Source organism: Pseudomonas sp. zfem002 (assembly GCF_032621685.1).
In the GTDB taxonomy this organism is placed as follows: Bacteria; Pseudomonadota; Gammaproteobacteria; order Pseudomonadales; family Pseudomonadaceae; genus Aquipseudomonas; species Aquipseudomonas japonica.
Window position 1 is genome coordinate 72,290 of sequence record NZ_JAVYJH010000027.1, and the last position, 12,470, is coordinate 84,759.

Here is a 12,470-nt window from a genome sequence, read left to right on the forward strand (position 1 = left end):
CGAGCAGGTGTGAGAAAGCCGGCGCAGCCGCCATCACACCTGGAGTCGCGATCCCTGGCGCTGCGGTCAGCCCCGAGTGGCCGCCCGCGCCGCATGCAGCTTCTTGTAGCTCTCCACCAGGCGCAGGTGCCGGTCCAGCCCTTCCAGCTTCATGCTGGTCGGCGTCAGGCCGTGGAAGCGCACGCTGCCGGCCACCGAGCCGAGCACTGCATCCATGCGCGCCGCGCCGAACATGCGACGGAAATTGACCTCGTAGTCGGCCATCTCCAGCTCGTTGTCCAGTTCCACTTCCAGCACCACGTTCAGCGCCTGGTAGAACAGCCCGCGCTCGACGGTGTTGTCGTTGTACTGGAGGAACATCTCCACCAGTTCCTTGGCGTCGTCGAACTTCTTCAGTGCCACCTGGATCAGGATCTTCAGTTCCAGCACGGTCAGCTGGCCCCATACCGTGTTGTCGTCGAACTCGATGCCGATCAGGGTCTTGATCTCGGTGTATTCGTCCAGTTCCGATTCCAGCAGGCGCTCCAGCAGGCTTTCCAGTTCATCGTCATCCAGGCGGTGCAGGTTGAGGATGTCCTCGCGGAAGAACAGGGCCTTGTTGGTGTTGTCCCAGATCAGGTCGTCCACCGGGTAGATTTCCGAGTAGCCGGGCACCAGGATGCGGCAGGCCGCCGCGCCGAGGTGGTCGTAGGTGGCCATGTAGACCTCTTTGCCCATGCCCTCGAGGATGCCGAACAGGGTCGCGGCTTCCTTGGCGTTGGAGTCCTCGCCCTGGCCGGAGAAGTCCCACTCGACGAATTCGAAGTCGGATCTGGCGCTGAAGAAGCGCCACGAGACCACGCCGCTGGAATCGATGAAGTGCTCGACGAAGTTGTTCGGCTCCATCAGCGCATGGCTTTCGAAGGTCGGCTGCGGCAGGTCGTTGAGGCCCTCGAAGCTGCGCCCCTGGAGCAGTTCGGTCAGGCTGCGCTCCAGCGCCACCTCGAAGCTCGGGTGGGCGCCGAAGGAGGCGAACACACCGCCGGTACGCGGGTTCATCAGGGTCACGCACATCACCGGGAACTCGCCGCCCAGCGACGCATCCTTGACCAGCACCGGGAAGCCTTGCTCTTCAAGGCCCTGGATGCCGGCGAGGATGCCCGGGTACTTGGCCAGTACGTCCTGCGGCACGTCCGGCAGGGCCAGTTCGCCCTCGAGGATTTCCCGTTTCACCGCGCGCTCGAAGATCTCCGACAGGCACTGCACCTGGGCTTCGACCAGGGTGTTGCCGGCGCTCATGCCGTTGCTCAGGTACAGGTTCTCGATCAGGTTGGACGGGAAGTACACGGTCTCGCCGTCGGACTGACGCACATAGGGCAGGCAGCAGATGCCGCGCTCGACATTGCCCGAGTTGGTGTCGTACAGGTGCGAGCCGAGCAGCTCGCCATCGGGGTTGTAGATGGCCAGGCAGTACTCGTCGAGGACCTCCTGCGGCAGGGCGTCCTTGCGTCCCGGCTTGAACCAGCGCTCGTTCGGGTAGTGGACGAACTCGGCGTTGGCGATGTCCTCGCCCCAGAACTGGTCGTTGTAGAAGAAGTTGCAGTTCAGCCGCTCGATGAACTCGCCCAGGGCCGAGGCCAGCGCGCTTTCCTTGCTCGCGCCCTTGCCGTTGGTGAAGCACAGCGGCGACTGCGCGTCGCGGATGTGCAGGGACCAGACATTGGGCACGATGTTGCGCCACGAGGCGATCTCGATCTTCATCCCCAGGTCGGCGAGGATCCGCGACATGTTGCCGATGGTCTCTTCCAGCGGCAGGTCCTTGCCGGGGATGCGCGTGCTGCCCTGCGCGTCGAGGCTCGGCATCAGCAGGGCCTGGGCGTCGGCGTCGAGGTTGTCGACTTCCTCGATGATGAACTCGGGGCCGGTCTGCACGACCTTCTTCACCGTGCAGCGGTCGATGGAACGCAGGATGCCCTGGCGGTCCTTCTCGGAGATGTCCGCCGGCAGCTCGACCTGGATCTTGAAGATCTGCGCGTAGCGGTTTTCCGGGTCGACGATGTTGTTCTGCGACAGGCGGATGTTGTCGGTGGGGATGTCCCGGGTCTGGCAGTACAGCTTGACGAAATAGGCCGCGCACAACGCCGAGGAGGCCAGGAAATAGTCGAACGGCCCGGGTGCCGAACCGTCGCCCTTGTAGCGGATGGGCTGGTCGGCAATCACCGTGAAGTCGTCGAATTTGGCTTCGAGTCGGAGGTTGTCGAGAAAGTTGACCTTGATTTCCATGCGGGTACCGTAGCGGGCGAATCGAATTTGGCGGCCATTATCCGGTTTTTCGCCGGGATGTCTTGTCCTGATTCGCCGCTGGCCGCCGGGTGGCGCCGCTCAGCCCGGGCGCGCCGCGCACAGGCGTGCGCGGGTCGCCTGGTCGAGGATTTCGCGCAGCGCGGCGAGGAACGGGGTGGCGTCGGTGTAGCGCCGGCCGTAGTCGAGATTGAAGGCGTAGTCGAAGTCCGCCGGGTTGTCGCCCTGGGTGTGCTGGAGGATGGTTTCCAGCTTGTCGAGGGCCTTCACCGCCTGGGCTTCCGCGGTCGCGGCGGCCTGGTATTCGTCGAACAGGGCGAGGAAGTCGGCCTGCAGCGCCGGCTCCAGGGACGCGGTGAGGGTCTGCAGGTCCCGGCGTTCGTTGGCGTCCTTGTCACCATGGGCCTGGGCTTCCACCGCTGGAATGTCACCACTCAGCGCTTCGCCCAGATCATGGATCAGGCACAGCTTGAGCACCTTGGCGATATCGACGGGGCCGAGGTCTTGCGCGAACACCAGGGCCAGCAGGGCCAGGCGCCAGCTGTGCTCGGCGGTGCTCTCGCGCCGGCCGCGGGAGGTATGGGCGCTGCGCAGGACGTCTTTGAGACGTTCGGCTTCACGCAGGAAGGCGAGTTTGCCGTGGATACCTTGGCTGTTCATGGGGATGGCCTGTTTTGTGCGCGGGATGGGGCATCCTGCGCGCGCCTGCAGGCAGCGTCCACGCATGAATTATGCGTGGGCGCTCAGAGCGTCTCGACCATTCTCGCCATCGAGCCATCCGACAGGGTCAGCCGCGTCCAGCGACACTGGCTGTGCTGGATCGGCACCAGCAGCGAAGCATTCGCCCCGGTGGCGAACTCCAGCGCCGGCGGCGCGAGGCCAGCGCGCCAGCCGAGGCTGTCGAGGCGGGCCTCCTGGGCGGCGATCTGCTCGGTGACGAAGGGCCACAGCGAGCGCCCCAGCAGTTGCCCGACGGGCACGCTGAATTGCGCGGCACGGGACGGCGAGCAGGCGAGCAGCCGGTGGCTGAGGTCGCAGACCAGGTGCACGGGCTGCGCGCTGGTGTTGACCAGCCGCGCCAGGGCCTGGTCCGCCGCGCTGTCAAGGCGGGCGCGCAGGAGCATTTCGATGTGCGCGCGTTGCTCGGGCTCGGCCTCCTGCACGCCGGACTCCCAGCGCGAGATGGTCGACTGGGAGACCTTGAACATTTCGGCGGCATGGCTCTGCTTGACCCGATGCAGCAGGCGCCAGCGTTTGAGCAGGGGCCCCAGGGCGCAAGGGCGAAGTGGCAGCGGCGTCATGGCATTCCCGGCTCCGTTTCAGAGGGTGGCGATACGTTCCAGCTCACGTTGGATACCGTCGCGGTCGAGGCGTTCGAACGGCAAGGCGAAAAACGCCCGGCAACGGGTCTCGATGCGGGCCAGGGTGGCGTTGAAGGCCGCCTCGATCTGTGCCTCGTCGCCGTCCACCTCGGACGGATCCGCCAGCCCCCAATGGGCCTTCAGCGCCGGCCCGAACCAGAGCGGACAGGCCTCGCCGGCCGCATTGTCGCAGACGGTGATGACGATGTCCGGCGGGTTGTCGGCGAACGCCTCGTTGCCCTTGCTCGCCAGTCCGCGGGTGGCGATGCCAGCGCGCTCGAGGGTCAGCAGGCTGCGCGGCAGGACGGTGCCGCGGGGAAAGCTGCCGGCGCTGACCGCCTCGAATCCGGCCGGCGCCAGGTGATTGAACAGGGCTTCGGACAGAATGCTGCGGCAACTGTTGGCGGTACACATGAACAGGACTCGCATGACAACTCCACTCAGGTCAGAGGCTCAGGCGCAAGGCCAGGGCCGATAGGGTGATCAGCAGCACCGGCAGGGTCAGCAGGATGCCCACCTTGAAGTAATAGCCCCAGGTGATGCGCACGCCCTTGCGCGCCAGCACGTGCAGCCAGAGCAGGGTGGCGAGGCTGCCGATGGGGGTGATCTTGGGCCCGAGGTCGCAGCCGATGACGTTGGCGTAGATCATCGCCTCGCGGACCACGCCGTGAGCCTGGCTGTCGTGGATCGACAGGGCGCCGATCAGCACGCTGGGCAGGTTGTTCATTACCGACGACAGCAGCGCGGCGATCAGCCCGGTGCCCAGGGTCGCGGCCCACAGGCCATGGCCGGCGAGGCGGTCGAGCAGGCCGGTCAGCGATTCGGTCAACCCGGCATTGCGCAGGCCGTACACCACCAGGTACATGCCCAGGGAAAACACCACGATCTGCCAGGGCGCCTCGCGCAGCACGCGGCGGGTTGAGATCACGTGCCCGCGGGCGGCAACGGCGAACAGCACCGCGGCGCAGACGGCGGCCACCGCGCTGACCGGAACGCCCAGCGGTTCGAGGATGAACAGGCCGGCCAGCAAGGCCAGCAGCACCAGCCAGCCGACCCGGAAGGTGGCGCGGTCACGGATCGCCATGGCCGGCAGCTTGACCGCGTCCAGCGCATAGCTGCGCGGGATATCACGGCGGAAGTACAGCCACAGCACCAGCAGGGTGGCGCTTACTGCGGCCAGGTTCACCGGCAGCATCACCGCGGCGTACTGGTTGAAGCCCAGGCCGAAATAGTCGGCGGAAACGATGTTCACCAGGTTCGACACCACCAGCGGCAGGCTGGCGGTGTCGGCGACGAAGCCGGCGGCCATGACGAAGGCCAGGGTCGCCGCCGGCGAGAAGCGCAGGGCCAGGAGCATGGACATGACGATGGGGGTGAGAATCAGCGCCGCGCCATCGTTGGCGAACAGCGCCGACACGGCGGCACCGAGCAGGATGCTGAAGGCGAACAGCCGGCGCCCGTCGCCCCGGGCCCAGCGCGCCACATGCAGGGCGGCCCATTCGAAGAAGCCGGCCTCGTCCAGCAGCAGGCTGACGATGATGATGGCGATGAAGGTGGCGGTGGCGTTCCAGATGATCGCCCACACGGCGGGGATATCCTGCAGCGACACCACGCCGCTGAGCAGGGCGAGCAGGGCGCCGAGGCTGGCGCTCCAGCCCACGCCCAGACCGCGGGGTTGCCAGATGACCAGGACCAGGGTGAAGAGAAAGACGCTGGCGGCGAGCAGCATGACGGCGGTGTGTCCTCAGCAGCAGACGGCGCGCGCGGGGCGGCCATCCATGTTGGCGAGACGGGCATTGTCGGCCTGCAGCCAGCCCGCGTTGGTGTGCCGGGTGACGGCCAGGACCTGGTGGATCCATGCCGGCAATTGCGGGTTGATGCGGTAATAGACCCACTGGCCCTGGCGTCGATCCAGCAGCACGCCGGCGCCGCGCAACTGGGCGAGGTGGCGGCTGATCTTCGGTTGGCTGTCGGCCAGCGCGCACATCAGTTCGCACACGCACAGCTCGCCGTGCTCGACGATCAGCAACGTGGCGCGGGCGCGGGTTTCGTCGGCCAGGCTCTTGAACAGTTCGGGAGGTGTGATCATTGCGGCGGCTTCATATACGGAAACTCAAGTATACGTATATCCATATATATGGCAACCCCGGGCAGCCTGAATGTCCCCGCGGCGGTCGCTCGATGGCCGAGCGCCGCGCTGAATCAGGGGGCTGGCGTGTCGAGCACGTCCAGCACATGGCGCAGGGCGCGGCGAAACAGGGGATGGCATTCGTCGAAGGGCAGGTCGTCGAGCGGCGCCCAGAAAAAGGCGAAGACATGCCCGTTGTCGTCTTCGGTCTGGTGCGACCAGCGTTCCGGCAGGGCCAGGTCCGTCGCGCAGAGATGGAACGACCAGACCTGGTCGCGGTGCCCGGCATTCCAGCAGCCGAGGTCGCGCAGGACCCTGGCCGGGGTAATCCCGGATTCTTCCTTGAGCTCGCGCAGGGCGGCCTGGTCAGGCGCTTCGCCGGCTTCGATGGTGCCCTTGACCAGTTGCACATCGCCCCGCGGATGACGGAACAGCAGGAGGCGCCGGGCGTCGTCGAGCAGGACGACGCAGGCTTTGTTGGGGAGCATGGGGAATTCCTTTTCACTGGAGGATGGGGATTTTGCCAGATTTGCCGCTAGAATCCCCGCTTTCCGCCTCACCAGACAGGAGTCACCCCGTGCGGGCTTCACCTTTCCCGCGAACCCTGGTTCGCCTGCTTGCCTGCGGCCTCGCCGCGTTCGCGTCACTGTCCGCCTTCGCCACTGAAACCTTCGGCGAGCTGGACAGCGCGCATTTCCAGAGCCTGCCACGCGCCACCTACCCACTGGAAAACTTCTCCGAGCGCTACCGCGCGACCCTGGAAATCAGTGACCAGGACGAGGTCTTCCGGCCCGGCATCATCAGCGTCTATGACAAGCAGAGCGGTGCGGCGCTGATCCAGGTGCGCTCCGAGGAGTTGGTGCTGGACCAGCAGACCGGCTCGGAAGAAGTGCGCGCCAATGTCCACGAACTGCCCTATGGCGAACAGAGCGTATTGATCCACCAGGATTTCAACCTCGACGGCATCAAGGACCTGGCGCTGATGGACGGCCAGTTCAGTTGCTACCACGGCCCGTCCTACCAGGTCTTCCTTGGCAGCGCCGACGGTTTCCGCCACAGCGCCGCCTTTACCGAACTGGCGCAGAACTATTGCGGCCTGTTCGAGGTGGACGAAAAGACCCGGGAGATCAGCGTGTTCACCAAGGATGGCTGCTGCTGGCACGAGTTCAGCACCTACGCCCTGGAAAACGGTGAACCGGTGCTCAGGACCCGCAGCGCCATCGGCCACAACGACCCCTCCGGGCTGGTGGTCGAGACCCTTGGCGAGAACCGCGACGGCAAGCTGGTGAGCAGCACCCGGCGCTACTGGAATACCGAGGATCCGCCCACGGTGCTGCTGGCGTTCCGCCTGGCCCCGGCGGGCAAGCGCATCATCCTGTTCGAGAGCCCGAACGATGCCAAACCGGCCTACGTCGCCCTGGACAAGAGCGACGAGGCGGTCCTGCTGTATCCGGAAAAAGACGGCGAGCGCATCGTCTACGATGCCGCCAGCCGCCAGTTGAGTTTCGCCCGTGGCGACACCACCTACCGCATCCTCGGCGACGGCGAGGGCAAGCCGACGAAGATGCAGGTGGAGGTGCGTGGCAAGGTCACCGACCTGAAGCTGCTGCCGGGAGAGGTCGAAGGCTCCCTCGACCAGGTGGCCCGCCTGCTTCAGTAGGCGTAGCGCAAGGTCGTCATGAAGTTGCGTGGCGCGCCATACAGGCCGGCGGCGGTGGTGGTCAGGTACTCCTTGTCGAACAGGTTGTTGACGTTGAGCGTGGCCGACAGCGCCGGGGTGATCTGGTAGCGCGCCATCAGGCTGGTGATGGCGTAGCTGCTCTGCGTGGTGGCGTAGCTCAGGGCGTAGCCGGCTTCGCTCTGCCAGTTGACCCCGCCGCCGACGGTCAGCCTGTCCAGTTGCCCCGGCAGGCGATAGCTGGTGAACAGCTTGGCGCTGTTGCGCGGGATCTCGGTGACGATGCGCTTGTCGTCGGCATTGAAGCTGACGCTGTACGAATAGCCGCCACTGACCTGCCAGCCCTCGCTGATCTCGCCGTTGACCTCGAATTCCACGCCCTCGCTGGTGGTCCCGCTCTCCGCCTTGTAGGCCTGGAAACCGCTGGGTTGCAGGTTGCCGCCATCGGCGATGGCGAGGTTGTCCTGTTCGACGCGGAACACCGCCAGGCTGGTGTTCAGGCGGTCGTCGAGAAAGCCGGCCTTGATCCCCACCTCGTAGCCGGTGCCTTCCTGCGGATCCAGCGGGGTGCCGTTGACGTCGCGGATATTGGCGTTCTGCGGGTTGAAGATCTGCGTGTAGCTGGCGTAGGCGGTCCAGGTGTCGTCGAGGTCGTAGACCAGGCCGGCGTAGGGAATGACGATGCCGGTTTCAGTGCGTTCGGCCTTGGTCACCGCGCCGGTGCGGTACAGCCAGCTCTTGCTGTCGCGGTTCCAGTCCACCACCCGCGCGCCGAGGATCAGGCTGGCGGCATCGCTCAGGTGCCAGCGCGAGGTGAGGTAGGCGGCGTATTGGGTTTCGGTCAGGTCGCTGGCGCCGACCTTGCTGAATACCGGAGTGGGCGTATGGCCGTCCCAGGCGAAGATATTGTCGATGTCCCCGGGGTAGCTGCGCTGCCAGCCGCCATAGTTCGGCGTGCCGCGTTCCTCGATGCGCGACAGGGTCACGCCGCCGATCAGCTCGTGCTCACGGCCGAACAGCTCGAAGCCGCCGGTGAGGTAGGCGTCGATATTGTCCTGGGTCGGCGTCGCCGCCCAGCGCGTCGGCATGATGGAGGCACCGGCGCCGCTGGCCGGGTCGATCTCGCCGTCCATGTAGGCGACCACGGTGTCGTAGTCGTTGCGTGCGTGGCTGTACTCCAGCTTGCCGCTCCAGCCATTGGCGAAGTGGTGTTCCAGCGAGGTGAACAGGGTGCTCTGCCGGCGATCGTAGTAGGCCCAGTCCGGCGAGGTGTTGAACGAGCGCTTGAAGTCGGTGCGCTCGCCCGTGGTGGTGAACAGCGGGAAGCCGGTGCGCATCGGCGCGTTGCTGTTGGTGATCTGGTGGCTGAAGCCGGCGGTGAGCAGGGTGTCCTCGTCGAGGTCGAACTCGCTGATGCCATACAGGGTGGTGAGCTGCTGGTTGAAGCGGTCGATCCAGGCGTGCTGGTCCTTCTGCTCGGCGACGAAGCGGCCGCGCACGTTGCCAGCGTCGTTCAAGGCGCCACCGACGTCCAGGCTCAGGCCGTAGCGGTCCCAGCTGCCGGCTTCGGCGCTGATCAGCACCTGCGGCTCGACGCTGGGGCGCTTGCGGATCAGGTTGATGGTCGCCGACGGGTTGCCCAGGCCGCTGATCAGGCCGGTGGCGCCGCGCACCACTTCGACGCGGTCGTACATCGCGGTGTTCTGCGTGTAGTTGTCCATGCGCGACGAGGTCGGCACGCCGTCGATCTCGAAGTTGCTGATGGCGAAGCCGCGGGACAGGTAGGCGGTGCTGTCGGCGCCGAGGCTCTCGCGGACCACGGTGATGCCGGTGGTGGCGTCGAGGGCGTCGGTGAGGTTGTCGAGCTTCTGGTCTTCCAGCCGCTGGCGGGTCAGCACGGTGATCGACTGCGGGGTTTCCTTGAGCGACAGATTGAGCCGCGTCGAGCTGCTCGACGACTCGCTGGTGTAGGAGCCGGAGCCTTCGGTGGTGGAACCCGGGGCCTTGCCGGAAATGCTCAGGGCGGTGAGTTCCAGGGCCGTGTCGCCGGCCGCGGCGCGGGGCATCAGCACGTAGCTGCCGTTGCTTTCGCGGCGCGCCTGCAGGCCGCTGCCTTCGAGCAGGCGGGCAAGGCCCTCGTCCACCGAGAACTCGCCTTGCAGGCCGGGCGAGCTCAGCCCCTGGGTCTGCTCGCTGGGGAAGGAAAAGGTCACCCCGGCGCGGGCGGCGAACTGGCTGAGGGCGATACCCAGCGGACCCGGGGCAATATCGAAGCGGGCCGTCTGCGTCTGCGCGACGGCCAGGCTCGGCAACGCCACCACGGGGCTGCTGAGCAGCCCCAGCAGGGCCAGGTGGATAGCGCGGGCCAGGGGGCTCGCCGCTTGGGTGACGGAACGGGTCATGCGGATTTCCTTCGGTTGGCGTGGCAAATGTGCGGCAGTGATCGCCGCTTCAGTGCTTGGCCGGATGAGAATGAAAATCGGCAACCCTGGCAGGCAAAGTTTTTCACGCCGCGTCGATGCGCACCCAGTAGCGGGTCAGGGCCTGCACGCGCACGGGCAGGGCGGTGGCGAGGTTTTCCAGCACGGTGTCGGTGTCGTCGAGGCGAAACGCCCCGGTCACCCGCAGGTGCGCCACCGCCTCGCTGCAGGCCAGGTAGCCCGGGCGGTAGCGGGCCAGTTCGGCGACCAGGCGACGCAGCGGCCAGTCGAGGGCCATGAGCACGCCGTGGGTCCAGGCATCGCTGGCGTCGTCCAGGGGGCTGGCGGGGGCGATGCGCTGTGCGTCGAAGCTGGCCTGCTGCCCGGCTTCCAGGCGCAACGCGGTAGTGGGGTTGGCCGCGGCACGCAGTTCCACCGCGTGTTCGAACACCCGCACTTCGCTGCGCCCTGCATGGCTGAACACGCTGAAACGGGTACCCAGGGCGCGCACGCAGCCTTGCGCCGAGTGCACCAGCAGCGGGCGGCGTGCCGGGTCGCTGGCGCTCTGCAACAGCAGCTCGCCGCGGTACAGGCGGATTTCCCGCAGTTCGCTGCCGTAGTGCACGTCCACCGCGCTGTCGGTGTTGAGGATCATCAGGCTGCCGTCGGCCAGCCGCAGCTCGCGGCGTTCGCCCTTGGCCGTGCGGTACTGGGCCATGCGCGAGGACAGCGGTTCGACCGCCAGCAGGCTGGCGCCGCCCGCACCGGCCATGAGCAGCAGGCCGAGGACCTTGTTCACCGCGCGGCGGCGGGCGCGGACATCGGCCAGCGCGGGCAGGGCGGTGTGCGGGGAGAGCAGTGCCAGGCGCTGCTGCAGCTGTTCCACCTGGCTCCAGGCTTCGGCGTGGCGCACATCCTGCGCCAGCCAGAGGCGCCAGGCCTTGCGCTCGTCCTCGCCGGTCGGATCGGCGCTCAGGTTGACGTACCAGGTGGCGGCGGCTTCGAGTACTTCGCGATCGAGCATGGCTCAGCCCTGGGCCAGCAGCAGGCACTGGGTGATCGCCCGAACCATGTGCTTCTTCACCGTGGTCACCGAGACCCCGAGGCGTTCGCCCACCGCCACGTAGCTCAGGCCTTCCAGTTGCACGGCGAGGAAAATCCCGCGGGTGCGTTCGCCGAGCTCGTCGAGCATGGCGTCGATGGCGGTCAGGGTCTCGATGATCAGCAGGCGGGTTTCCGGGGAGATGTCCACGGCTTCCGGGCGCAGGGCCAAGGCATCGAGATAGGCCTGTTCCACGGCGTTGCGGCGGAAGCGGTCGATCATCAGCGCGCGGGCGATGGCGCTGAGGTAGGTGCGCGGCTCGCGGATCGCCTCGACATTGCGCGCGGCAAGGACACGGACGAAGGTGTCCTGGGCCAGGTCCGCGGCATCGCTGGAATTGCCCAGGCGCGTGCGCAGCCAATGGTTCAGCCAGCCGTTGTGTTGCTGGAAGAGGTGGTGCAGGGCGGTGGGGTAGGATGCGGACATGGTGGCCAGAAATGGATATGAGAATGATTCTCTATATTTTTGGCTGAATCGGTGGGAGATAACAAGATGTTGCTGGCGGCGAGGTCTGCTTCGATTGTTCGTGCCTCATCGCTGCATGGGTATTTACACAAATTTGAAGGCTTGCCGAGGAACCGCATCAAGACCGCCAGGTGTCTGTCTTGAATCTTGCCGCGCTCTGAAGATCGAGCGCCGCCCGCGCGGCGCATCGCGGATGAATCCGCTCCCACATTTGTTGCAACGTGCCATGGCCTGTGGGATTTGGGTTGTCAGCCTTTGTTTTTTCGGCGATGTATCGCGGGGAGGCTGTTGGGTACGACTCGGTATCGCGTCGAACCAACAAGGCGGTCAACCATGGCCTGACAGACATAGGCACGTTGCAACCGATGTGGGAGCGGATTCATCCGCGATGCGCCGCGCGGGCGGCGCTCGATCTTGAGGACGCTGCAGGGCTCAAGGCAGGCACCTGGCGGCCTTCATGCAGTTTCCCGCCAGACCATCAAATCTGCACAAGACGATCACCGCCGAAAACACAGTACTTTCGAGGTCAGCCTCTGGCACACCTCATCCCGCTGATTGGTGGTCAGCGACTGCACCACCACCATCCCCCGATCCGGCTTCGAGCGCGACGGGATGATCTCCAGCACGGTGCTGGTGACCTTGAGCACATCCCCCGGCCGGGTCGCCTGCGGCCAACTGATCTCACCGCCGGCGCCGATCACCCCGCGGGCCAGGGGCAGGCTCTGCACCAGCAGCTTCATGGTGATCGCCGCGGTGTGCCAGCCGCTGGCGGCCAGGCCCTGGAAGAAGCTGTCCCGCGCAGCTTCCGCATCGGTGTGGAACGGCTGCGGATCGAACTGCGTGGCAAAGGCGATGATCTGTTCGGCATCCAGCGCATGGCCGTCGCTGACGAACACATCGCCGACTGTCAGGTCATCCAGATACACGGGCGCTGCGGTCATGGTTTTCTCCTGGAACGGTTTCGAGTCGTCCGATATTCAACCCAGATGGCTTGGCAAGCAAATCGTCATGCCTATAATGCGAACCACTTTCATTC

Annotated in this window: 12 protein-coding genes; 1 reads left to right on the top strand and 11 read right to left on the bottom strand. The window is 66.1% G+C overall.

What is annotated here, in order from left to right:
• Positions 1-66: 66 nt before the first annotated feature.
• From RTI28_RS25785 to RTI28_RS25815, 7 genes are all read right to left on the bottom strand, one after another.
• Positions 67-2,262 carry an OsmC domain/YcaO domain-containing protein gene (locus tag RTI28_RS25785; RefSeq protein ID WP_316923105.1) on the bottom strand — a complete coding sequence of 732 codons (2,196 nt, stop codon included), beginning with the start codon at positions 2,260-2,262 and terminating at the stop codon, positions 67-69.
• A gap of 99 nt (positions 2,263-2,361) precedes the next feature.
• Entirely contained in the window at positions 2,362-2,940 is a 579-nt protein-coding gene (locus RTI28_RS25790; RefSeq protein ID WP_316923106.1) for an HD domain-containing protein, read from the bottom strand.
• Between the two features lie 83 nt (positions 2,941-3,023).
• Positions 3,024-3,581, bottom strand: a complete 558-nt coding sequence (locus RTI28_RS25795) for a helix-turn-helix transcriptional regulator (protein ID WP_316923107.1) — start codon at positions 3,579-3,581, stop codon at positions 3,024-3,026.
• Between the two features lie 18 nt (positions 3,582-3,599).
• Positions 3,600-4,070 (bottom strand): arsenate reductase ArsC, encoded by a 471-nt coding sequence (locus RTI28_RS25800; RefSeq protein WP_316923108.1) that lies wholly within the window; start codon positions 4,068-4,070, stop codon positions 3,600-3,602.
• 16 nt (positions 4,071-4,086) lie between these two features.
• The gene (locus RTI28_RS25805; protein ID WP_316923109.1) at positions 4,087-5,370 is read right to left on the bottom strand and encodes an arsenic transporter; all 1,284 of its coding nucleotides are present in this window, start codon (positions 5,368-5,370) and stop codon (positions 4,087-4,089) included.
• 15 nt (positions 5,371-5,385) lie between these two features.
• Positions 5,386-5,730: a metalloregulator ArsR/SmtB family transcription factor gene (locus tag RTI28_RS25810; protein ID WP_042126726.1), complete on the bottom strand. Its 345-nt coding sequence runs from the start codon at positions 5,728-5,730 to the stop codon at positions 5,386-5,388.
• A 113-nt stretch (positions 5,731-5,843) separates the two neighbouring features.
• Positions 5,844-6,257, bottom strand: coding sequence for an NUDIX hydrolase (locus RTI28_RS25815; RefSeq protein WP_316923110.1), 414 nt, complete (start codon positions 6,255-6,257; stop codon positions 5,844-5,846).
• Positions 6,258-6,346: 89 nt separating this feature from the next.
• Between RTI28_RS25815 and RTI28_RS25820 the strand changes: the two genes are divergently transcribed.
• A complete protein-coding gene (locus RTI28_RS25820) occupies positions 6,347-7,429 on the top strand; it encodes an XAC2610-related protein (protein ID WP_316923111.1) in 1,083 nt (360 codons plus the stop codon).
• Here the strand turns inward: RTI28_RS25820 and RTI28_RS25825 are convergent.
• The 4 genes from RTI28_RS25825 to RTI28_RS25840 all read right to left on the bottom strand — a co-directional run bounded on the left by RTI28_RS25825 (position 7,423) and on the right by RTI28_RS25840 (position 12,375).
• Complete coding sequence (locus tag RTI28_RS25825; protein WP_316923112.1) at positions 7,423-9,849, bottom strand: TonB-dependent siderophore receptor; 2,427 nt, start codon at positions 9,847-9,849, stop codon at positions 7,423-7,425. The genes RTI28_RS25820 and RTI28_RS25825 overlap by 7 nt on opposite strands.
• A 103-nt stretch (positions 9,850-9,952) precedes the next feature.
• Positions 9,953-10,891, bottom strand: coding sequence for a FecR domain-containing protein (locus RTI28_RS25830; protein WP_316923113.1), 939 nt, complete (start codon positions 10,889-10,891; stop codon positions 9,953-9,955).
• A gap of 3 nt (positions 10,892-10,894) precedes the next feature.
• Positions 10,895-11,395: a sigma-70 family RNA polymerase sigma factor gene (locus tag RTI28_RS25835; RefSeq protein ID WP_316923114.1), complete on the bottom strand. Its 501-nt coding sequence runs from the start codon at positions 11,393-11,395 to the stop codon at positions 10,895-10,897.
• A 536-nt stretch (positions 11,396-11,931) separates the two neighbouring features.
• Positions 11,932-12,375: a MaoC family dehydratase gene (locus RTI28_RS25840; RefSeq protein WP_316923115.1), complete on the bottom strand. Its 444-nt coding sequence runs from the start codon at positions 12,373-12,375 to the stop codon at positions 11,932-11,934.
• Positions 12,376-12,470 lie beyond the last annotated feature (95 nt).

What these genes read in the sequence shown, in the direction of transcription:
- RTI28_RS25785 (WP_316923105.1), bottom strand. Translation starts at nt 2,262, where the DNA reads ATGGAAATCAAGGTCAACTTTCTCGACAACCTCCGACTCGAAGCCAAA.
- RTI28_RS25790 (WP_316923106.1), bottom strand. Translation starts at nt 2,940, where the DNA reads ATGAACAGCCAAGGTATCCACGGCAAACTCGCCTTCCTGCGTGAAGCC.
- RTI28_RS25795 (WP_316923107.1), bottom strand. Translation starts at nt 3,581, where the DNA reads ATGACGCCGCTGCCACTTCGCCCTTGCGCCCTGGGGCCCCTGCTCAAA.
- RTI28_RS25800 (WP_316923108.1), bottom strand. Translation starts at nt 4,070, where the DNA reads ATGCGAGTCCTGTTCATGTGTACCGCCAACAGTTGCCGCAGCATTCTG.
- RTI28_RS25805 (WP_316923109.1), bottom strand. Translation starts at nt 5,370, where the DNA reads ATGCTGCTCGCCGCCAGCGTCTTTCTCTTCACCCTGGTCCTGGTCATC.
- RTI28_RS25810 (WP_042126726.1), bottom strand. Translation starts at nt 5,730, where the DNA reads ATGATCACACCTCCCGAACTGTTCAAGAGCCTGGCCGACGAAACCCGC.
- RTI28_RS25815 (WP_316923110.1), bottom strand. Translation starts at nt 6,257, where the DNA reads ATGCTCCCCAACAAAGCCTGCGTCGTCCTGCTCGACGACGCCCGGCGC.
- RTI28_RS25825 (WP_316923112.1), bottom strand. Translation starts at nt 9,849, where the DNA reads ATGACCCGTTCCGTCACCCAAGCGGCGAGCCCCCTGGCCCGCGCTATC.
- RTI28_RS25830 (WP_316923113.1), bottom strand. Translation starts at nt 10,891, where the DNA reads ATGCTCGATCGCGAAGTACTCGAAGCCGCCGCCACCTGGTACGTCAAC.
- RTI28_RS25835 (WP_316923114.1), bottom strand. Translation starts at nt 11,395, where the DNA reads ATGTCCGCATCCTACCCCACCGCCCTGCACCACCTCTTCCAGCAACAC.
- RTI28_RS25840 (WP_316923115.1), bottom strand. Translation starts at nt 12,375, where the DNA reads ATGACCGCAGCGCCCGTGTATCTGGATGACCTGACAGTCGGCGATGTG.